Origin of the sequence: Streptomyces sp. col6, from assembly GCF_008042035.1 — a bacterium.
Taxonomy (GTDB): domain Bacteria; phylum Actinomycetota; class Actinomycetes; order Streptomycetales; family Streptomycetaceae; genus Streptomyces.
Genome location: NZ_RDBL01000009.1, coordinates 394827 through 415399, shown reverse-complemented (window position 1 = coordinate 415399; position 20573 = coordinate 394827). Strand labels below are relative to the sequence as shown.

Sequence of the window (20573 nt, the reverse complement as noted above, 5' to 3'; positions counted from 1 at the left end):
GGGGAGGGCAGGGAGGGCCGGAGCTTCGGCTCCGGGCTCCCCGGCTCGGCCCGTAACGGCATCGGCATCGGTATCTGTAGGCGGCCCGGTGCCGTTCTTCGTGCCCGCACCCCCCCGGTACGAACAGCACCAGCACCAGCACGCCCACCACGGCCACGCAGAAGCTCACCGTGAACACGGCGTCGTAGCCGTCGACGGTGGCGCGGAGGATCAGGAACGCGACGAGGGGGCCGAGCAGGGCGCCCGCCGTGTCCAGCGCGCGGTGCACGCCGAAGGCCCGGCCGCGGTTCTCCGGGGTGCTCGACAGGGAGATGAGGGCGTCGCGCGGGGCGGTGCGCAGGCCCTTGCCGGTGCGGTCGGCTGCGAGGATCAGGCCGATGGGGGTCAGCGTCTGCGCCACCAGGAGCAGGGGTTTGCAGGCGGCCGAGAGCGCGTACCCGGCCCCCGCCACCCACTTGTGGCGCCCGCCTCCCCGGTCGGCGAGGTGTCCGCCGACGAGACGGACCAGGGCCGAGAAGCCGTTGTAGATCCCGTCGAGGAGCCCGAACCCCAGCGGGGACAGGCCGAGGCCCGCCACCAGGTACAGCGGCAGCACCGCCGTCACCATCTCGGAGGAGACGTCGGTGATCAGGCTGACTGCGCCGAGGGCCAGCACCGTGGGCGCGACCGCAGGACGGCGCCGCCCGGCGAGGGGCCGGGCGGTGCCGTCCGCGGACGGGGCCGCCGCCGGGGTCTCGGGTGTGCCGGCGCGGCTGTCCGCTACGTACATGTCAGGACGTCCAGATGCCCGTGATGTCCTTGGCGGAGGCCGCGTTGCCGGCGTGCGTGAGGCCGTGCATGTCCTCCAGCGTCCGCAGCAGGTCGTAGTGGTTGTAGGTGGTGGCCGAGGAGGACCCCGGGGTCACCTGCTGGCCGTAGAGGACTGTCGGGATCTTGTTCCCGGCGAGCCGGTTGTCCTCGTCGAAGGTGACGACGAGGAGGCTGTTGTGGGTCTTGGCCCAGGTGGCGTAGGCGCCGAGCTTGTTCTTCAGCCAGGTGTCACCGGTGGACACCGAGCAGTCGTGCATGTCGCTGCACAGGTTCGGGACGACGAAGGAGACCTGGGGGAGCGTCGAGTAGTCCGTCGGGAACTGCGCGAACGTCTTGGCGCTGGAGGTGGGGACGTTGCTGAAGCCGAACCAGGGGTTGTGCTTGCGGGCGTAGTCGCCGCTGCTGCAGGTCGTCGAACCCTGGCTGGGCAGCGTCTCGTTGTAGCTGCCCCAGGTCTTGCCCTTGGCGATCAGCTCGGAGGCGAGGTTCGGCGCGGAGGAGAAGCCGGGTGTGTAGCAGCTGTCGTCCGTGATCCCCTGTGTGGAGCCGGAGAACAGGGCGAAGTAGTTCGGCTGGCTCGGGTGCGTCTCGGCGTACGACTGGGAGAGGTTGGCCCCGCCCGTCTTGAGCGAGTTGATGTAGGGAGCGCTGGAGGAGCCGATCACCTGGCTGTACGCGTGGTTCTCGAAGACCACGACCACGACGTGGTCCGGGGTCGGGACGGCCGCCGCGGCGTGCGCGGGGGCCGAGCCGGCGAAGCCGGTCCAGATCCCGGCCGCTGCCGCTGTGAACGCGAGAGCGGTTGCCACGACGGCACGACTGCGGCGGTACACGTTTCTGCCGGGCACTGCAGACCTCCGGTGAAGGGGTGACGACGGTGGCGGTGCGGTCAGAGCATGCACACGCCAACAGTCCCCGGGCTCACGTCCCTCAGCCGGCAGGGTGAAGAGCGGATGAACGGTTGCCGTCCGCGCCCCCTGCCGTCAGGCCCATGCACAGGTCGCGCCCGCTGCCGTACAGGCGTGTTCCCTGACCGCCCGTGGTTCGTGTGTGAACACGAAGACGGGCTCCCCGGCAGGGGCCTTGCCCTTCCTGCCGTTGGGCGGGTCGATCGGTCGGGTGACCCGCCTCACCCGGGATCGCGAGGAAGCAGATGGTTCTCCAGGAACGAGATCTCCGCCGCGACGGCCTGCTCGTGCGACTCCAGGAACGGGGCGTAATGGCGGCCTGTCAGGTGCACCACCTTGCACGCCGGTGCGTTCCGGGCGGCCCGGACGGCAGGGCCGGGGAGCGTGCTCCGGTCCTGGTCACAGACGACCACCAGCAGTGGGCACCGTATCCGGGGGGCATGGCGGCCGGGACGGTACCGGCCGATCTGCAGGGCGATCCGTGCGGCGACCGTCTGCTCCCAGTTGGTATGGCGACGGTCGGGATCCAGGGCCTGGTCGCCGTCCATGGCGTCGGGCGTGGTGAGCGAGGCGACCGTGCCGCGTGCTCCGGAGGTGGGGATCAGCAGTGGCGGCCGTCCGGCGAGGCTCCCGAGCGCGTCCGCGACCCCCCGTCCGAACAGACGTAGCGCCGCGAGGGGCGTCATCGCGCGCAGCGCGTGGGGAGCAATCGCGCGGCCGTCGACGAGCGGGGTCTGGGCGATCGCGCAGGCCAGCCGCGGGTGGTCGGCCGCGACATGGAAGATGTGGCCGCCCGCGAGCGAGAAGCCCCAGACCGAGATCCTGTCCGGGTCGATGTCGGGCAGAGTGGCCGCGTACTCGATCGCGGCGTGCCAGTCGGCGACCTGCTCGTCGAAGCGGACGACTTGGCGCGGCGCGCCCCCGCTCTCCCCGAACCGCCGGTGGTCGAAGGCCAGGACCGCGAAACCGGCGTCGTTGAACCGTGCGGCGAACAGGTCCGAGGCCGGTTCCTTCGTCACCGAGGTCCCGCCGGCCATGATGACGCAGCCGCCGTTGGACCCCGGATAGTGCCAGGCGGCACACGAAGTGTCACCGCTGACGAAGCGTACTTTTTCCCTTTGCTTGGACGCGGGCACATGGACCTCCGTGGTAGATCCGTCGTTCTCAGGGGGGTGCCATCCATGCTTGGGGCGAGGTCGTCGAGAGGGGCTCCGCACGGCGACGGAATGGGCGAAACTTGCTTTCATGGCGCGCGCATCGGCGGATTCCGTACTGAGCCTCATGGATCAGCGGCTGGTAGCCGCGCTGCAGTGGAACGGCCGCGTCACCGCGGAGCGGGCAGCCCACGTGCTGGGGCTCAGCCCCGCCACCGTGCGCCGCCGCCTGCACGCGCTCGGTGCCGACGGCACCGTGCGCGTGGTGATCTCCCCGGCCGCGCGACCGCGCAACGGCGGCTCGGCCGGGGCACTGTTTCTCCGCATCCGGGTCGTGCGGGGAAAGCTCGACACCATCGTGGCCGCGCTCGCGGCGCGCGCGGACATCCCGTTCATCGACGTCACCACCTCGGGCGACGAGATCTTCGCGGTCGCCCGCACCGAACCGGGTTCACGGGACCCGCTGGTCTTCCGCCAACTGCCTTCCACCCAGGCGGTGACATCCCTGGAGAGTGCCACGATTCTGCACGTCTTCCGGCTCACCTCCGAATGGCGTCACCACGTGCTGACCGCGTCCGAACGCGTGGCGCTGAGCCCGGCCGAGCCGGTTCCCGGGGCGACCGCTTCCGCTGCCTCCGGCCCGTACGGCGTCGACACCGATCCCTTGGAACAGTCCCTCATGGACGCCCTGACCCCCGATGCGCGCCTGTCCTCGGCAGCCCTGGCCGCGCGCACCGGCCACCCGGAGAGCACGGTGCGCCGGCGCCTCGCCCAACTGGCCGCCCAGGGCCGCCTGATCACCCAGGTTCTGGTCGATCCGCGCCGCCTCGGGCTGCCCATCGAGGCCAAGCTCCTGCTGCACGTGGCCCCCGACCATCTCGCCGCCGCCGGGCAGGCGCTGGCCGACCACCCGTCTGTACACGGCGCGTTCGCGACGTCGGGACCCTCGAACCTGCACGCGGCAGCGTACTTCCCGGACCTGACGACCCTCTACAACTTCCTCTCTCAGGACTTGGTCGGCCTTGGCATCAGCTACGTCGAGACGGCCATCGTCAGCCGCGCCGCCAAACGCACTCCCGCGCCGGTCCAGCCGCTCCCGGCGAGGTGAGGCGCACTCGTGGGCGGGCAGGTCCTCGCGCAGGGCCCGCAAACTCTCCCGTGAGACAGACGCTTCCCGCAGTGAGGCGCAAAAGGGGCTGGTCAGCGCACCAGCAGGTCGATCACGCCCGTCAGATCCTCCTCGCCCCTGCCATCTGCCAGGCGGCGGCGCATCAGCTCGAAGTAGGGGTTGAGCAGTTCCGGACTGACTCCCTGCTGCTCGGCGGTGCTCAGGAAGGTCGGCGTGCCGGCCACCTGCATGGCGAGGTTGGAGACGACGCCCTTGGTGTAGTCGCCGCTCCGCAGCTGGTCGGCGGTCCGGTGCACTGCCGGGGCCATCGCGACGAGCCAGTCGGCGAGCAGCGGGGCGAGCGCCGCGGGGTCGATGTCCTCCTTGCGGATCAGGGCGAAAGCGTGCGCGGCACCGGCGAACATCCCGTACATGGCACTGAGTAGGGCCACGTCGTGCAGGGCCGCGAAGCCTGCGTCCTCGCCGACGTAGGTAGTGCCGGCCGGGACCACCAGGGTCTCCCGGTGCCGCTCGAACAGCTCCCGCGAGCCGCTGTAGAAGACGTAGCCGCCGGCTTCGGGGACGCCGATCATGGGAGGGACAGCCATGACTCCGCCGTCCAGGTAGCGGGCCCCACGCTCACGGGCCCACTCCGCGCGTGCGCGGGCCTGGGCAGGGGTGCTTGTGGTCAGGTTCACCAGGTCCCTGTCGGCCAGATCGATGCCGGCCAGCACATCGTCGACCGAGGTGTCGTCCAACAGACAGACGACGATCAGGGCGTTCGCTGCGACTGCCTCAGCGGCGGTGTCCGCGACCCCTGCACCCTCGGCGGTGAGTGCCGCGGCACGGACCCGGGTGCGGTTCCAGACGGTGAGCGGGTGGCCGGCGGCAAGCCAGGTACGAGCCAGCGCGGTGCCCATCGCGCCGAGGCCCAGCAGCGTGACGGGAGTCTTCTCCACAGTGTTTTCCATACCGATTAGGCTCGTCACAGGGCCGGGAGTGATCAAGTACGTACTTGATAGTGGGTGGTTGCCCCGGGGTGAGCGAGCACGTCGGAAGGGTGGGACATGACGACGCTGAACCGGCCGGGCGCACCGGACGGACATGTCTGCGGGATCGACGCCGCGATGGAGGTGATCGGCGGCAAGTGGAAGGTGCTGATCCTTTGGGCGCTCCACGAGCATCCCTGCCGTCGCTTCGGTGAGCTGCGTCGACTGCTTCCGGGGATCACCGAGAAGGTGCTGGCCTCTCACCTGCGTGAGCTGGAGGCGGACGGTGTCGTGCACCGCGCCTCCTACGACGAGGTGCCGCCCCGCGTCGAGTACTCACTGACCGAGAACGGCAAGTGCCTCAACGACGCACTCCAGCCGCTCGCCGCCTGGGGCCGCGCGCGGCCGGCCACTCAAGGGCTGGAGGAGAGGGCAGGCCAGGTTCTGCCGTGAATGTACTCGTAGGGCGCGGGAACCCGACGGATCTGCCGGGTTCCCGCCCCCACACCTTGAGTCACTCACATGACGGTGGTGACGCCTACTTGGCGACAGTGACGACCTTGAGGCCGTCCGCTACGACCCGGCCGTCGTGCAGGACCGTGCGGTCGGTACCGCGGTCCATGACGGCGCTGGTCGGCGTCTCGCCATCGACGAGGAGCAGATCGGCGCGGTCGCCGACCGCGAGGCCCGGCCGGTCGGTCACCCCGGCGAGGCGTGGGACGTCGTGGCTCATGAGGGAGGCGCCGCCCATGCTCGCCACCGCGAGGCACATCTCGATGTGGTCGTCGCGGCGGAAATTGTTGGTGAAAGCGAGCTGCCACGTGCGATCGAGCAGGTCGCAGTTGCCGTACGGGCTCCAGTAGTCGCGCTGCCCGTCTTCGCCCAGGCCGACGCGGACGCCGGCCTCGGTGAGCTGGACGAGCGAGAGTTGGCCGCGGCCCGCGGGGGCGACGGTCGCCATGGCGATGTCGAGCTCCGCGAACTCCTCGATGAGGCGACGGCTGGTGGACTCGTTCACCGAGCCGAGCTCGTAGGCGTGCGACATGGTGACCTTGCCCTGCATACCGAGGGCGCGCACCCGCTCCAGGATCAGGTCCGTCGAGAAGACGCCCAGCTCGCCCGGCTCGTGCAGGTGGATGTCCACCTCCACGCCGTACTTCTCGGCAAGGCCGAAGACCACGTCGAGGTGGCCCTTGGGATCACGGTCCAGAGTGCAGGGGTCGATGCCGCCCATCACGTCGGCGCCCGCCTTGAGCGAAGCCTCCAGGTAGTCGGCGGTGCCGGGCTCGCGCAGGATGCCGGCCTGCGGGAACGTCATGATCTGGACGTCGGCGAGGTGCCCGAACTTCTCCTTGGCGGCGACGACCGCCTCGAATTTCTCCAGCTTGCAGTCCACGTCGACCTGCGCGTACGTGCGCACCCGCGTCGTACCGCGGGCAATCATGCGCTCCAGGGTGCCGGCCACCCGCTCGGGCAGCGCGACCTCGGCGTCGCGCCAGTTCTCGCGGTCGTTCATCATCATCGTCCACACGCCGGGGCCGCCGGTGTGCGGGCGGAACGGCAGGCCGACGCGGGTGGAGTCCAGGTGGACATGGACATCGCTGAATGACGGCAGCAGCAGGCGGCCGCGGCCCTCGACGACCCCGGCGGCGGGCCTGGCCGCCGGGTCGTGCGGGCGGATCGCGGCGATGCGGGTGCCGTCGAGCTGGACGTCACTGCGCTCGCCGCCCCAGGGGCGGACGTCACGGATAAGCATGTGGTGCAACTTCCTCACGGTGTCGAGCAGTCGGTGGGTGTGGGATCAGTGGCGGGCGGCAACGGCCCGGTCGGTGAAGTGGCAAGCGGGCCCCTCGTCGCTCGCCACGGACGGCACCTCCCCGGCGCAGCGCTCCTGTTCGGCCTTGCCGAGGGTGGGGCGCAGCGGGCAGCGCGTGCGGAACACGCAGCCGGAGGGCGGGTTCGCCGGGGTGGGGAGATCTCCGCTGAGCCGTATCCTGCGGCCCCGGTCGGCGTCCGGGTCGGGCTGGGGCACGGCGGAGAGCAGGGCCCGGGTGTAGGGGTGGTGGGGGTGGTCGAAGACTTCCCGGGTCGTTCCGCTCTCCATGATCTTGCCGAGGTACATGACGGCGACGCGGTCGGCGAAGTGCCGTACGACGGACAGGTCGTGGGCAATGAAGAGGTAGGAGACGCCGGTGTCGGCCTGGATGTCCTGGAGGAGGTTGACGACTTGTGCCTGGACCGAGACGTCGAGGGCGGAGACCGGTTCGTCGCAGATGATCAGGCGCGGTTCGAGCGCGAGGGCGCGGGCGATGCCGACACGTTGCTTCTGCCCGCCGGAGAACTCGTGCGGGAACCGGTTGTAGTGGTCGGGGCGCAGGCCCACCCGGTCCATCAGTTCCCGTACGCGCGTTTTGATCCCCCCGGCCGGGTCGATGCCCTGGGCGCGCAGCGGGGCGGCGATGGCGGCGCCGACCGTCTGTCGGGGGTTGAGGGACGAGGTGGGGTTCTGGAACACCATCTGGACCTGGCGCCGGTACTCCTGTGCCTCGGCCCGCTTCATCGCGCCGATGTCGCGGCCGTTGAGGCGGACGGTGCCCGAGGTGGGTTCCAGGAGGCGCATCAGCAGCCGCCCGGTGGTGGACTTTCCGCACCCCGACTCACCGACGATGCCGAGGGTCTGCCCCGCGCCGACGGAGAAACTGACACCGTCGACCGCCTTGATCGGGGAACCGCCGCGGCCCAGCAGGCCGCCCCTGCCCGGAAAGTGCTTGGTCAGGCCGTTGGCCTCAAGCAGCGGGGTCTGCTCGGTCGTGGTCATCGGGCTGCCTCCTCGGTGGTGTCGCCGGCGGTGTCCCCGGTGGTTCTCCCGGCAGCGGCGAACTGCTCCTGGTGGCACCGGGACGGATGGTCGGCCGCCTCGGCCGTGATGAAGACCGGCCGCTCGCTGTGGCAGAGGCCGTCGGGCACGAGGTGGGTCTGCGGGCAGCGGTCGGCGAAGAGACACCCGGTGGGCAGCGCGGTGAGCGACGGCGGGAAGCCGGGGATGGGCCGCAGCCGGTCGCCGTTGTCGCCGAGTGTGGGCATGGAGGCGAGCAGGCCCTGGGTGTAGGGGTGGCGCGGGTCCCGGAACAGCTCGCGCACGCTGCCCCGCTCCACGCACTGTCCGCCGTACATGACGGCGACGTGGTGGCAGACCTCGGCGACGACGCCGAGATCGTGGGTGACGAGGACGACGGCGGTGCCGGTCTCCTGCTGGAGTTCGCCGAGCAGGTCGAGGATCTGCGCCTGCACGGTGACATCGAGAGCGGTCGTCGGCTCGTCGGCGATGAGCAGTTCGGGTTCGCAGACGAGCGCCATGGCGATCATCGCGCGCTGGCGCATGCCGCCGGAGAACTCGTGCGGGAAGGCTCCGGCCCGCCGCTTCGGGTCGGGGATACCGACCCGGCCGAGCATGTCGACGGCGACGGCGAGCGCGGCCCTGCGCGACACCTTGTTGTGGACGCGGTACGCCTCGGCGATCTGCGCGCCGACGGTGTGGAAGGGGTGCATCGCGGAGAGCGGATCCTGGAAGATCATCGCGATCTTCTTTCCACGCCAGGTCCGCATCCGATCCTCGGACAGGGAGTTGAGGTCGGTGCCGTCGAGCAGTATCTCGCCGGATACCTGTGCCCGGCTCTCCTTGAGGAGGCCCATCAGTGCCTGGCTGGTGACGGTCTTGCCGGAGCCGGACTCGCCGACGAGGCCGACGGTCTCGCCCCGGTTCAGGGTGAGGTCCATGCCGTTGACGGCGTGCACGAGTCCGTCATCGGTGGGGAAGGCGACGCGCAAGTCGCGCATACGCAGCAGAGGTTGCTCGGTGGAGGTGGACATCAGGCGGCCCTCACTCGCGGGTCGATGACGGCGTAGACGGCGTCGACAACGACATTGGCGACGATGATGAAGAAGGCGGCGAGCAGAGTGATCGCCATGGTTACGGGCAGATCGCCGGCCTGCGCGGCCCGTACGGCGGTGAATCCGACTCCGGGGACGGAGAAGATCTGCTCGGTGAGGACCGCTCCGCCGAGAAGCAGGCCGATGTCGAGACCCAGCATGGTGACCACGGGGGTGAGCCCGGCGCGGGCGCCGTGCCGGAAGATCATCACCGTTTTCGACAGGCCCTTGGAGCGGGCGGTGCGCATGAAGTCCTCGCCGAACGTCTCCAGCATGGAGCTGCGGGTGACGCGGATGTACTGGGCGCTGAACAGGACAGCGAGTGCGACCCAGGGCAGCAGATAGTTCTGGAACCAGCCGCCGAAGCCGGCGGGGCCGAACGGTGAGGTGATGGCGTTTGTCGTGAACGGCAACAGGTCGAACGTCGAGACGAAGACGAGGAGCAGGAGCAGACCGGTGACCGGGATCGGCAGGGAAACGCCGATGGAGGCGGCGCCGACGATCGCCTTGTCGGTGAGCTTGTTCTTGCGCAGCGCGGCCAGCGTACCGAGGGTGACACCCGCGACCGTCCACAGGACGATCGCTCCGACGGCGACGGAGACCGTGTACGGCAGGGCGCGCTCCAGTACCGCGGTGACGTTCTCGTTCGTCTGGAAGGACTTGCCGAAGCAGGGCCACTCGCACAGCGACTGCGCGCCGGCCGCACCGATCGTCCGCCCGTGGAACAGGCCGGACATGTACGTCAGGTACTGGGTGAGGAACGGCTTGTCCATGCCGAGGGCGACGCGCGCCTCGGCGACGCGTTCGGGCGTGCACTCCTGGCCGCAGGCCGCGGCGGCCGGGTCGGCGGGCCCGAACTGGAACAGGCTGAAGGTGACGAAGCTGATGACGATCAGCAGAACGACGGTGGCGCCGAGACGCCGTAGCAGAAAGGCGGGCATGGTCACCCCTTCTTGGACACGACCGAGACGGTCGACAGGTCGATGGAGCCGAAGAAGTAACCGACCTGCGCGTTGCGGATGCGGGATCCGACGACACTGCGGGTGACACTCCTGATCAGCGGGACGAGCGGGTAGTCCTGCATGCTCCGGTCAAAGAGCGTCGCCCACTTGCGGCCGAGGTACTCACTCGTTCCGTTCTCGCCGCGCAGTGCGTACATGGCGCGGGCGATCTCCGGGTCGTGGTAGCGGGGGATGTTGGAGAAGCCGAAGGACTTGCCGTCGACGCTCGGGCCCAGGTTCGGGTCGACGGTCGTGCGCACCGAGCCGCTGTCGGCGCCGCCGCACCAGCCGCTGCGGGCGATGTCCGGCATGTTCTCGCCGGCGAGCGTCGTGTAGTAGTTCGCGGCGGGGATGGCGCGCAGTTCGAGGTCGATGCCGATCTGCTTCAGGTTCTGCTGGAGCGAGGTGCCCATGTTCTTGTACCGGGGCGTCGCGTCGGCGTACCCGTAGACGAGTTTCTTCGGGTAGTCGCGGCCCTTGAGGAGCTTCTTGGCCGCCGCCACCCGAGGCTGCCCCGACGCGGCGAGGGCCGTGTGCTGGGTGACGTATCCGCGCTGGTCGGCGTTGATGTACGACTGGGTGAGCTTGCCGAAGCGGGCGCCGCCGTACTGGAGGTGGATGGCCTTGCGGTCGATGGCGAGGGCGATCGCCTTGCGCACGACCGGGTCCTTGATGGACTCGGTGTTGAAGTCCAGGACGTCGGTGCAGCCGATCAGCCCGGAGGCGGTGCGCCGCGCGACGTTCGCCGTGTCGAGCTTCGCGGCGTCCGACGCCTGGAGGCCGCCCGCGCTGTCGAGGGTGAGGGCCGTCGCGTCGGAGTCGGCGAGCAGCTGCTGACTGATGGTCGACTGGGCGGTGGAGAGGCTGAAGGTGAAGGTGTCCGGCAGCGCGGTGCGGTTCGGGTCGGTCGCCGGGTCCCATGCGGGGTTGCGCACGAGCTGCATGGAGCGGCCGCGGTCGTAGTGCTCGATCTTGTACGGGCCGGTGGACACCGGGTGGTTGGTGTAGTCGAGCTTGGTGTCCTTCGCCCGGGGCACGGGGGCGGTGTTGGAGCGCGAGACGAGCGCGGGGAACTCGGCGAAGGGCTGCTTCAGCCTGAAGACGACCGTACGGTCGTCGGGCGTCTCGATGCCCTTGAAGTCACTGGCGGAGCCCTTGGCGTAGGGACCCTTGTAGCCGTCGTCGGACAGTGCCGCGTTCAGTTCCTGCGGCGCCTGGGTGTAGACGTCGCGGGCGTAGGTCCGCTCGACGCCGTACTTGACGTCCTTGGCGGTGACCGGTGATCCGTCCTCGAACTTCAGCCCCTTCTTCAGGGTGTACGTCCAGGTCAGTCCGTCCTCGGACACCTTGCCGAGATCGGTGGCGAGGTCGGGGACGATCTTCGGGGGTTTGCCCGCCTCCTCCTTCGCCATGGTGAGCGTGCGGTAGTAGAGCTGGCCGACGTTGGCCGTCTGGACGTAGTTGCTGTTGCCCGGGTCGAGGGTCTGGAAGTCGGTGGACATCAGGACGTTGACGTTGCCGCCCCGGGTCGTGTCGCCCTCGCCGACCTTGACGGCCTCGAAGGCGTCGGCGGGGGCGCGGGAGCCCGAGCCGAGCGCGGGCTTGGGGCCACCGCAGGCGGTGAGGGCCAGTCCGGTGGCCGCCGCCAGGGCGAGCGCCGCCGTGGTGCGTCGATTCACTGCTGCTCCTGGTTTTCCTGGTGGTGCCGCGCGGCGTCAGCCACGGGAGGACTTGGGGTCGAGGGCGTCTCGGACCGCGTCGCCGAGCAGGTTGAAGGCGAGGACCGTGATCACCAGGGCCCCGGCTGGGACGGCGAGGAACCAGGGGTCGGTCAGGTACCAGTTGCCGGCCTGGGCGGCGTTGAGCATCTGGCCCCACGACGGGGTGGGGTCCTTCACGCCGACGCCGAGGAAGGAAAGCGCGGCCTCGGCGGTGATGTTCGTGGGGATCATCATCGTGGCGTAGACGAGGACGACTCCCATGACGTTGGGGACGATCTGGCGCAGGATGATGGAGCGGTGCGAGGCCCCGTAGGCGCGGGCCGCCTCGACGAACTCCTGCTCGCGGATGGACAGCACCTGGCCGCGGACGACGCGTGCGAGATACGCCCAGCCGAAGAAGCCGAGGATGATCACCAGCGAGGCGATCGGCAGCAGGCTGCCGTCCCCGAGTGCCGTGTCGCCGAGCCGGGACTGCAGGATCGGCGTGAGCGAGAGCACGAGCAACAGGTGCGGGAACGCCAGGAACAGATCCATGATCCGGCTGATCACCATGTCGACCTTGCCGCCGAAGTAGCCGGCGGCCGCGCCGAGCACGGTGCCGAGGACGACGGAGACGGCGGTCGCGAGCAGCGCGATGATCAGGGAGACCTGAGCGCCGTGCGCCAAGCGGGCGAAGAGGTCGCGGCCGAGGCCCGGTTCGACGCCGAGCCAGTGGTCGGGGGACGGGAAGCGGTAGTAGGACAGCGGGAGTCCTGGCGTGCCGTAGTCGTCGAGGACGTCCGGGCTGGTGCGGGTGGTGTAGGGGTCCTGGCCCTCGATCGCGGTGAGCAGCGGGGCGAGCGCCGCGAAAAGGATCATGAGGACCACCACGGCCAGCGCGGCGAGCGCGATCTTGCTGCGCCGGATGCGCAGCCATGCCGTGCCGAGCAGGGAGCGGGCGGCTATGGCGGGCGGTGCCGAGACCGCCGCGGGCGAGGGGGAGCCGGGCACGCCTCCGGCATCGGCGTCGGAGGGCTGCCGCGCGGGCAGCACAGGGGAATCCGTCACGTCGGGAGATCCGTTCGGCGCTCGGGGGAAGGTTGGCCGGACGGTATACCAAGAAGTCGCCGGCGCGAAAGAGGCGACCAGTTCCTGGTATATCGAACTACTTCAAAGAGGCCGATAACGAGGTAATTAGCTAGAGGATTGCTTCCGGAAGGGAAGAAGATCCACCCGGCCTTCCACTTCGGTATACCAACTCGTAAGATCAGCAACCCGACGGACGGTGAGCCGCACGCGTCCGCGGACACGGTCCCCAGGAGGCAACATGCGCACCCGCTGGCGCGCCCGGCACATCCTCGCCCACCAGGGTGGCGGCCACGCGCTGCTGCGGGACGGCGAAGTGGTGTGGGAGGGCGACACTCTCGTCTACGTCGGGCCGCGCTACGAGGGCGCTGTCGACGAAGAGCGCGACCTGGGTGATTCCCTGGTCATGCCGGGGCTCATCGACCTCGACGCACTCACCGATGTCGACCATCTCGTGATCGACTCCTGGGCCGGACCCGAGCGGGGCAAGGGCCTGCAGTGGTCGCTCGACTACTTCACCCACCGGCGCCACGACGTGTTCACCCCGGGGGAGCGGGCGACGATCCGCGCGTACGCCCTCGCCCAGCTCGCGCTGCACGGCATCACCACGTTCATGCCGATCGCCTCCGAGGTGCACAGTCGCTGGGCGGAGCCGTACGAGGAGCTGGTCGACATGGCGCGGACCGCGCGCGGGATCGGGCTGCGCGGATACCTCGGACCCGCCTACCGTGCGGGAGTCAACGTGGTCCTGCCCGACGGCACGCGCGACGTCGCCTTCGACGAGGAGGAGGGCCGTGCGGGCCTGCGTGACGCGGTCCGCTTCCTCGACCACCTCGCGGAGCTCGACGACCCCCTGCTGACCGGCGTCCTGCTGCCTTGCCGCATCGAGACGCTCACCGAGGAACTGCTCGGCGAGACGGCGCGGATCGGGCGGGAACGCGGCGTCCTGATCCGGTTGCACGCACTCCAGGGCCTCGTCGAGCGCGACATCATCCACCGCCGGCACGGACTGTCTTCCCTCGAACTTCTCCAGAAGCACGACCTGTTGAACCCGAACCTGTTGATCCCGCACACCGTCACCATCGATCGGCACCCCTCGGTGCACGGTGAGGACCGCGGCGATCTGGCTCTGCTCGCCGACCGCGGCGTCTCGGTGATCCACTGCCCGCAGACGTCCCTGCGTTACGGCGAGATGCTGCACTCTTTCCGCGCGTACCGTGAGGCCGGGGTGAATCTGTGCCTGGGCACAGACTCCTTCCCGCCGGACCTGATCCGCGGAATGGACGTCGGGGTGCACCTGGCCAAGATCGCCGAGGGGCGCTCGGACGCCGCACCCGCCGAACAGTACGTGGAGGCCGCCACCCTGGGCGGTGCCCGCGCCCTGGGCCGCGACGACCTCGGCCGCATCGCCCCCGGTGCCCAGGCCGACCTGGTCGCCTTCTCGCTCGACGACATCCGCGACGGCGTACTGGACGACCCGGTACGGACGTTCCTGCTCAACGGCACGGCACGGCAGGCGACGGACTCGGTCGTCGCGGGCCGCCCGGTCCTGGTGGACGGCGGTCTGCCCGGAATCGATCTGGATGCCCTGCGGCGCGACGCCCAGGCTCTCTTCGAGCGGATGCGGGCGGCCTACAGCGAGCGCGATGTGGAGCGCCGCGGGACGGCCGAGCTCTTCCCGGCCGCCTTCCCGGCGTTCCGCGCTCCGGAGCGGGAGGCACGAGGGTGACGGGCGTCGAGGCGGCCGGACTTCCCGGCTCCCACGTGGCACGCACCGAGGAGCTGATCAGGGCCGGCATCCACTCCGGGGCGTACCTGCCCGGCACGCGGCTGCGTGAGCGCGAACTCGCCGAGGCGCTCGGCGTCTCGCGCGTCCCGGTGCGCGAGGCCTTGGTGCGGCTCGCCACCGAGGGACTCGTCGTCCTGGAGCCGCGACGCGGTGCTCGCGTGCGCAGGCTCACCCTTCGCGACGTCGACGAACTCTTCGACCTGCGGCTGAGTCTGGAGGTGTTCGCCGCGCGGCGGGCGGCCGAGATCGTCGCGGACGGCGGTTGCCACGACGTGCTGCGCAAGGTGCTGGACGAGGCCGGGGCGGCGACCGCGCGCGGGGACACGGCGGGCATCGCGGCTGCGAACACCGCCTTCCACGCGGAGCTCATCATCATGACCGGGAACCGGCTGCTCCAGTCCTCTCTCCAGCCTTCCCTCGGCCTGATGCACTGGCTGTTCCGGCTCACGGGCACCGAGCGCGGCGCCGAGCAGCACTGCTCCGAGCACCGGCAGATCTGCGACGCGATCGGCGCCGGCCGGCCGCGTCTCGCCGAAGCGCTGACCTTCACCCACATCGACATCCGGCGCGAGCCCGTGATGCGATCCCTGGCCCGGACGCTGCCCGCGGACTGATCCCTGAGTTGGACGGCGTCGGCGGTGGCTCTGGTCCACCATGGGCGGGAGGCGTGCGCGTCTACAGGGTCGGTGGAGACGATCGAGGCCGTTCGCGCGCTGCCGGTACGGCACAACCGACGTGGTGGGGAGAACGGCGAGGAAGAACCTTCAGCAGGCGGCCGAGGCCCATACGGTGTCTGTGATCAAGCTGGCCCAGGAGCTGGTCCGGCGCCCGAGCCGGGCCGGGATCGACGACTGCGGGCCCGTCCTTACCGTGCTGGAGGACTGGCTCGCCGCCCGTGATCTGCCGCACCGACGCCTCCACGACGACAGGGACCGCCTGGTGGGGCTGCTCGTGGAGATCCCCGGCGGGCACCCGGGGCCCTGGTGGACGCTGGACGCGTGCGTGGACACCGGCCCCGTACGGCGACGAGACCGCCTGGTCCTTCCCGCCGGCCTCCGGCGACATCGCGGACGGATGGCTGCTCGGCCGTGGCTCGTCCGACTCCAAGCTCGCCGCGGCGACGTTCTGCCACATCGCCGCCGATCTGCTGCCCCGCATCGGGGCACAGACCCAGTGGCTGCCGACCCGGCTGGTCGTGCTGGCGTCCGGATGGCCCAGGGCATCGGTCGTGATGGCAGGTGCCCGCCCCTGCGACGTGATGAGTGAGGCGGAAGTGACCCGGGAGCAAGGGGTAGGTTCGCACTACACAGTATGTTCAAATGGCTCTGGCCAGAGCGTTGTTGTGTGAATCAAACGTGTCATCGCGTGAAGGAGATCGTGTGTTCCCCAACGGGTCGTTCGAACAGGGAAAGCCGCACCCGGCGCGGGTCTACGACAGCCTCCTCGGTGGCAAGGACAACTACCCGGTGGACCAAGCCGTCGCGGAGGGCATCGCCCAGCGCTGGCCGGAAATCCAGCGCAGTGCGCAGCAGAACCGGGCATGGATGGCGCGCGCTGTACGGCACATGGTGAAAGAGGGCGGTGTCACCCAGTTCCTGGACATCGGCACTGGCATCCCCACCCGGCCCAACCTGCACGAGATCGCTCAAGGCTTGGTGCCCTCGGCACGGATCGTCTACGTGGACAACGACCCCGTGGTGCTTCGGCACGCCGAGGCGCTGCTCACCCCGATATCACCCGAGGGCCGATCGACCTACCTGCAGGCCGACCTGCGTGACCCGCGCGCGGTACTCGAATCGCCTGAGGTGACCGAGACACTCGACATGACACGTCCGGTGGGCCTGGTACTGGCCGCGATCCTGCACTTCCTCGACGAAGACGAGGACCCGGCGGGCGTCCTGCAGGTCCTCGTGGACGCTCTTCCGGCCGGCTCGTATGTCGCGTTGTCCCATGCCTGCGGTGACGCAGATCCCGTCAGGGCAGCGCAGGCATCGGCCTTCTACCGGCAGAACAAGGTCTCCAAGCCCGTGGTGCTGCGCACACAGAAGCAGATCGAGGAATTCTTCACGGGACTGGAACTGCTGGAGCCGGGCGTAGTGCCCGTCGACCGCTGGCGCCCGGACGCATCGGTGTCCGAGGGGCCTGACGACATGGGATTCCGTGGCGGCCTGGGCCTCAAGCACGGCACTGCCTGAGAGCGGGTACGGAACCGCACGGGATCACTCCTCGCCGGTAGATCATCACATTGCCCACCGGCGGGGCGCGATCTCGTTGTCGTAGTTGTCGTCGAGGAGTTGGGAGACGACTTCTCGTGCCTTGCGGGCTGCGTCGACGGCGTTGTGCCCGCAGCCGGACCGAGGCGCCCAGCGCCTGAGGGCAAGGTGGCGGCCGAATACGGGCGGTATTCCGGCCGGCACCGACGAAGCAGCAGAGGGGACCTCCTGGTGGTGCAGGTTCCTGTTGCCGCTCACACCCCCGGGGGGCCGGTGGGCCGAGGTTCGCATGGTGTGGCGTACATGGTCAGGCCCTTGGGTGTCGGAGTGAGTTCAAGGCTCACGCCGATCCGGCGGCCCGGTCGGGCCGGGCGCAGCGTGCGCGTGCTTGCGAGGGTTGCCAGGGCGACGGGCAGCATGACATCGGCCGCGGCCGCGCCGGGGCAGTACCGGGGACCAAGGCCGTAGGCGAGAAGCGCGGCGGGGGCCGCTTTCGGCTCGGCGTCTGGGTGCCAGCGCTGCGGGTCGAACACGTCCGGGTCAGGGTAGCGGTTCCTGTCCCGGCGCAGGGCCCCCAGCGGCAGGGTGACCACGGCCCCGGCCGGGATCCGTACACCGCCCTGGTGGGTCTGGTGGCGGGTGCGGCGGACCAGGAACGGGATGCCGTGAAGGCGGGTGACTTCCTGGACGAAGGCGGTCGCGAGCGGAAGCTGATGTGCGTGGAGGCGGCTGGGATCGGGTGCGGCGTCGGCTTCGTCCCGGAGCGCTTGCTGGTAGTGCGGGTGGCGGCCCAGTTCGTAACAGGCCCAGGCGAGTGTGGACGCGCTGGTCTCCATGCCGGCGATCAGCAGGGCACGGATGTCGCGGTGCACCAGGTGGGGATTCCCGCCGGCGGCGCCTTCGAGCAGGGACACCAGATCCTGGCCGTCCGGGGCGGGCCGGTGCCGGGCTCGCACCTGGCTGACGGCCTCGTCCAGTTCTGCCAGCGCGCGGCGGCAGGCGCGGCGCCGGGGGACGGGCACCCAGGGCCAGGGTGAGAGCGCGTAGCGCCAGAAGGTGCCACCCGACAGGGTGGAACGGGCGGCCGCGATCCCGGACAAGGTGTCGGGATCGAGCTCGCTGTTGAGGACACAGCTGACGAGGAGGCCGCAGGCGAGCCGGCTCATCTCCACCCGGATGCCGAGCGGCCGGTCCGCGGGCAGATCGGCGAGAAGGCGCCGGGTACAGGCTTGGACACTGGGCCCGAGAGCGGTGAGCCGGGACGCGGCGAACGCGGGCCTCATCACGGCGCGCCGCTCCCGGTGAGCGGCGCCCTCAAGGCCGACCACGCCGTTCTCATTGAAGTCGCGCAGGCTCGGGTCCGGGCCCCAGAACCGGAAGGTGTCCTCGTCACTGCCTACCTTGCGCAGCAGCGACGGGTCGTTGACCTGGAAGGCGGTCGCCGGACCGGTCCTGGTCCTGACGACCGGGCCGGACCGGTCGAGGCGGGCCGCCAGGTTGGCCGGGTTGAGCCAGAACCGCAGGGCGCGGGAGGGGGTGAATACCTCCGGGCCGGGCGGTACGGGCGGTTCACCGGGGCAGGACGTCCTGTCGACACGCATGAGTTGGCCGTCCTGTCCATGTTCGTCGGCCTCTGCGGGTCCGGCTGCCAGTACGGTTGGGAAACGATTAACCGCCGTGGCGGTCACGGGAAGGCCGGGCGCGTCCGCCGCGGAGAAACCGGCCGGCTGTCACCGAGCACGAACCGTCCGACGATCCCGGGGCCCGACCTCCCTGAGCGACGAGCGGTCGCGCCTCCCCGTGCCGCCCGCGGACCTGCCGCTTTCTGTGCATCGCAGTTGCCCCTCAGGGCCGACTGCGGCTCAGGTCACGGACGTGTCCGAGCCCGAGCACGGCCGTTTCCGCAGAGGCAGACCGGTTGGTGCCGCGGTGCTGTGCGTGTCCGTCGAGTCCTGGCGGAGTCACCCCGGTGCATGCGCACGTTGTCGCTGGAGGGCCGGAAGCAGCACCCCTTTGATGAGTAGGGTGGTCACATGCAGCTGTTTCTGAAACTTCCGCCGCCCGCCGCATAAGGCGGGCAGTCATGCAGAGCTGTCCCGGAGGTGCCGGGACAGCTGCGCAGGTTGCCCACGGGGACATCGTGATGGCAATCAATCGAGGAGACCTCAGTTGCATTCCTCTTCCCTGCCTGTTCGGCAGGGTGTTTTCTGTGTCGCGATCGCAGCCACAGCTTGGGGCACCGGCGGCGCGGTGGCCGCCGAACTGAATGACGTAGGCGGAATGGGCCCCATCTCCGTTTCCTTCTGGCGGTTCCTCACCGGACTCGGGCTGCTCCTGGCAGCTCACCTGGTCCGACGGTCCCGGCGGCCGGAGATGGCGCCGGCACTGCGCACAACGTTCGCGGCGAACCCACGGCGAACCGTGATCACAGGCTGCGGGCTGGCGGTGTACCAGACGGCCTACTTCGCCTCTGTGCAGCAGGCCGGGTTGACCGTGGCCACGATGGTGACCCTGGGTTCAGGCCCTGTACTGGTCGCCGTCGGCGCCCGGTTCACGCTCGGCGAGCGCACCGGCGCCGCCGGAAACACGGCGATGGCGAGCGGCGTAGTCGGCCTGATGCTGCTGACGATCGGCGCAGACGGGACTACCGGTTCGGCTCCATTGCTGGGCATTGGATGCGCGTTGCTGTCCGCGGTCGGCTACGCGGGCGTGACCTTGCTGGGCCGATCCTCCGGTCGAGGGGACGCCGGTGGCGGGTTCGAGTCCACGCTGACCGGCTTTGCGGTCGGCACAGTCTGCCTTCTGCCGATGGCTCTTCTGGAGGGCTTGCTGCCCGACCTGGAGCGTCCGGTACGGACCGTGGGCCTGATCGTCTACCTGGGGGCTGTGCCGACGGCGGTGGCGTACACCTTGTTCTTCGTCGGCCTAGGAGTCGTACGGGCGACCACCGCTTCCGTGGTCGCTCTGGTGGAGCCGCTCACCGCGGCGGTCATCGGCGTTCTGGCCTTCGGCGAGCGGCTCGACGCGACCGTACTCACCGGCACGGCACTTCTTCTGTTTGCCGTGCTGTTCCTCGCTGTCGACGAGTGGAATGGCCGAGCGGCTTCCCGCGGGACACCCGCCCCAGGTGCTGACCACGCTGAGCGCGCGCGGGGTCCGGCCATGCAGGCCGAGGACTGATGCTGACGCAGCATGCGCACGGTGTGCGCTGGTCCATCGGGCATGGCCACTCCGGACGGCGGTACCGTAACCTCGCCGCCACTCGTGAACGCTCCCCCCGAAGGGCAGGAGCGAGCCACCCAGGTACCCACTGAAGAGATCGCGTGGTGGGTCGGCCGGAACAGGCGGAGCCCGGCTGAGCAACCGGCCGGGGACGGTACGGATCATCCGGACGCAGTTGGTTCATTCGGCTCCTGCTTGTGCCCCGTCGCGCGTCAGCTCGACGGGGCACAGTGCTACGAAGTGGCGGGTGCGGGCTCGGGTTGTGCCGGTGAGGTGGGATCGATGCGGGCGAAGCCGAGGGCGGCTCCTGTGAGCTGGTGCTGGAAACCGGTCGGACGATCCGTGGGCGAGTGCGACCCCAGGCACGGGGAAGTGCGGGAGGGGCAAGCGTGACTGGCTGACGGAGCTCGTCAGCCGCGCCACCGATCTACGCCGCGCAACGGAGCCGTGGCCGTACTGGCCGCAGAGGCAGGACCGGGCCTCTCGCACGACGCGCGGGCGACCATCACCGGCAGCACGCGTATCACGTTCGTCCTCGCCATCGACGCCGATGGCCGAGGGATGCCGCCATCCCCTCCGTCGCCGACTAGGTTCTCGGGGAGTTCGCCGAGACCGTCCAGGAAGATGCTGCTCCCGGTCAGACCCTGCGCAAGACCGCGCTCA

General features: G+C 69.9%; 17 protein-coding genes and 1 pseudogene. 7 read left to right on the top strand and 11 right to left on the bottom strand.

The annotated features are described in order from the left end of the window. From EAO73_RS14970 to EAO73_RS14960, 3 genes are all read right to left on the bottom strand, one after another. Positions 1 to 769: MFS transporter (locus EAO73_RS14970; protein WP_224756310.1), on the bottom strand; the 769-nt coding region annotated here is incomplete at its 3' end. 1 nt (position 770) lies between these two features. Then, positions 771 to 1643, bottom strand: coding sequence for an alkaline phosphatase family protein (locus EAO73_RS14965; RefSeq protein ID WP_412074596.1), 873 nt, complete (start codon positions 1641 to 1643; stop codon positions 771 to 773). A 296-nt stretch (positions 1644 to 1939) separates the two neighbouring features. Next, complete coding sequence (locus tag EAO73_RS14960) at positions 1940 to 2737, bottom strand: alpha/beta hydrolase (RefSeq protein ID WP_263576302.1); 798 nt, start codon at positions 2735 to 2737, stop codon at positions 1940 to 1942. A 166-nt stretch (positions 2738 to 2903) separates the two neighbouring features. Here EAO73_RS14960 and EAO73_RS14955 point away from each other — a divergent pair, with 166 nt between their 5' ends. Next, on the top strand, positions 2904 to 3980 hold the full coding sequence (locus EAO73_RS14955; RefSeq protein ID WP_224756308.1) for an Lrp/AsnC family transcriptional regulator: 1077 nt from the start codon (positions 2904 to 2906) through the stop codon (positions 3978 to 3980). Between the two features lie 92 nt (positions 3981 to 4072). Here EAO73_RS14955 and EAO73_RS14950 read toward each other — a convergent pair whose 3' ends face one another. Then, complete coding sequence (locus tag EAO73_RS14950) at positions 4073 to 4951, bottom strand: NAD(P)-dependent oxidoreductase (RefSeq protein ID WP_147971990.1); 879 nt, start codon at positions 4949 to 4951, stop codon at positions 4073 to 4075. Between the two features lie 96 nt (positions 4952 to 5047). Between EAO73_RS14950 and EAO73_RS14945 the strand changes: the two genes are divergently transcribed. Further along, entirely contained in the window at positions 5048 to 5422 is a 375-nt protein-coding gene (locus tag EAO73_RS14945; protein WP_147971989.1) for a winged helix-turn-helix transcriptional regulator, read from the top strand. Positions 5423 to 5507: 85 nt separating this feature from the next. Here EAO73_RS14945 and EAO73_RS14940 read toward each other — a convergent pair whose 3' ends face one another. The 6 genes from EAO73_RS14940 to EAO73_RS14915 are packed head-to-tail and all read right to left on the bottom strand — an operon-like array spanning position 5508 to position 12653. Then, a complete protein-coding gene (locus EAO73_RS14940) occupies positions 5508 to 6725 on the bottom strand; it encodes an amidohydrolase (protein WP_147971988.1) in 1218 nt (405 codons plus the stop codon). A gap of 45 nt (positions 6726 to 6770) precedes the next feature. Beyond that, complete coding sequence (locus tag EAO73_RS14935) at positions 6771 to 7787, bottom strand: ABC transporter ATP-binding protein (protein ID WP_147971987.1); 1017 nt, start codon at positions 7785 to 7787, stop codon at positions 6771 to 6773. Then, positions 7784 to 8839, bottom strand: coding sequence for an ABC transporter ATP-binding protein (locus EAO73_RS14930; RefSeq protein ID WP_147971986.1), 1056 nt, complete (start codon positions 8837 to 8839; stop codon positions 7784 to 7786). The genes EAO73_RS14935 and EAO73_RS14930 overlap by 4 nt, the downstream gene beginning before the upstream one ends. Then, complete coding sequence (locus tag EAO73_RS14925; RefSeq protein WP_224756307.1) at positions 8839 to 9840, bottom strand: ABC transporter permease; 1002 nt, start codon at positions 9838 to 9840, stop codon at positions 8839 to 8841. The genes EAO73_RS14930 and EAO73_RS14925 overlap by 1 nt, the downstream gene beginning before the upstream one ends. A gap of 2 nt (positions 9841 to 9842) precedes the next feature. Continuing rightward, positions 9843 to 11579 (bottom strand): ABC transporter substrate-binding protein, encoded by a 1737-nt coding sequence (locus EAO73_RS14920; protein WP_147971984.1) that lies wholly within the window; start codon positions 11577 to 11579, stop codon positions 9843 to 9845. Positions 11580 to 11615: 36 nt separating this feature from the next. Continuing rightward, positions 11616 to 12653: an ABC transporter permease gene (locus tag EAO73_RS14915; protein WP_147972037.1), complete on the bottom strand. Its 1038-nt coding sequence runs from the start codon at positions 12651 to 12653 to the stop codon at positions 11616 to 11618. A 274-nt stretch (positions 12654 to 12927) separates the two neighbouring features. Between EAO73_RS14915 and EAO73_RS14910 the strand changes: the two genes are divergently transcribed. The 4 genes and pseudogenes from EAO73_RS14910 to EAO73_RS14890 all read left to right on the top strand — a co-directional run bounded on the left by EAO73_RS14910 (position 12928) and on the right by EAO73_RS14890 (position 16670). Then, complete coding sequence (locus tag EAO73_RS14910) at positions 12928 to 14415, top strand: chlorohydrolase family protein (RefSeq protein ID WP_147971983.1); 1488 nt, start codon at positions 12928 to 12930, stop codon at positions 14413 to 14415. Beyond that, entirely contained in the window at positions 14412 to 15089 is a 678-nt protein-coding gene (locus tag EAO73_RS14905) for a GntR family transcriptional regulator (protein WP_147971982.1), read from the top strand. The genes EAO73_RS14910 and EAO73_RS14905 overlap by 4 nt, the downstream gene beginning before the upstream one ends. 175 nt (positions 15090 to 15264) lie before the next feature. Beyond that, positions 15265 to 15631: pseudogene (locus tag EAO73_RS36580) on the top strand (M20 family peptidase); the annotation flags it as partial. Positions 15632 to 15854: 223 nt separating this feature from the next. Next, positions 15855 to 16670, top strand: a complete 816-nt coding sequence (locus EAO73_RS14890; RefSeq protein ID WP_147971981.1) for an SAM-dependent methyltransferase — start codon at positions 15855 to 15857, stop codon at positions 16668 to 16670. 272 nt (positions 16671 to 16942) lie between these two features. Here EAO73_RS14890 and EAO73_RS14885 read toward each other — a convergent pair whose 3' ends face one another. Then, on the bottom strand, positions 16943 to 18289 hold the full coding sequence (locus tag EAO73_RS14885) for a cytochrome P450 (RefSeq protein ID WP_147971980.1): 1347 nt from the start codon (positions 18287 to 18289) through the stop codon (positions 16943 to 16945). 568 nt (positions 18290 to 18857) lie between these two features. Here EAO73_RS14885 and EAO73_RS14880 point away from each other — a divergent pair. Further along, positions 18858 to 19868, top strand: coding sequence for a DMT family transporter (locus EAO73_RS14880; RefSeq protein WP_147971979.1), 1011 nt, complete (start codon positions 18858 to 18860; stop codon positions 19866 to 19868). The last annotated feature ends 705 nt before the right edge of the window (positions 19869 to 20573 follow it).

Coding starts and splice junctions, on each gene's coding strand:
- EAO73_RS14950 (WP_147971990.1), bottom strand. CDS start 4,951: ATGGAAAACACTGTGGAGAAGACTCCCGTCACGCTGCTGGGCCTCGGC.
- EAO73_RS14945 (WP_147971989.1), top strand. CDS start 5,048: ATGACGACGCTGAACCGGCCGGGCGCACCGGACGGACATGTCTGCGGG.
- EAO73_RS14940 (WP_147971988.1), bottom strand. CDS start 6,725: ATGCTTATCCGTGACGTCCGCCCCTGGGGCGGCGAGCGCAGTGACGTC.
- EAO73_RS14935 (WP_147971987.1), bottom strand. CDS start 7,787: ATGACCACGACCGAGCAGACCCCGCTGCTTGAGGCCAACGGCCTGACC.
- EAO73_RS14930 (WP_147971986.1), bottom strand. CDS start 8,839: ATGTCCACCTCCACCGAGCAACCTCTGCTGCGTATGCGCGACTTGCGC.
- EAO73_RS14925 (WP_224756307.1), bottom strand. CDS start 9,840: ATGCCCGCCTTTCTGCTACGGCGTCTCGGCGCCACCGTCGTTCTGCTG.
- EAO73_RS14910 (WP_147971983.1), top strand. CDS start 12,928: ATGCGCACCCGCTGGCGCGCCCGGCACATCCTCGCCCACCAGGGTGGC.
- EAO73_RS14885 (WP_147971980.1), bottom strand. CDS start 18,289: ATGCGTGTCGACAGGACGTCCTGCCCCGGTGAACCGCCCGTACCGCCC.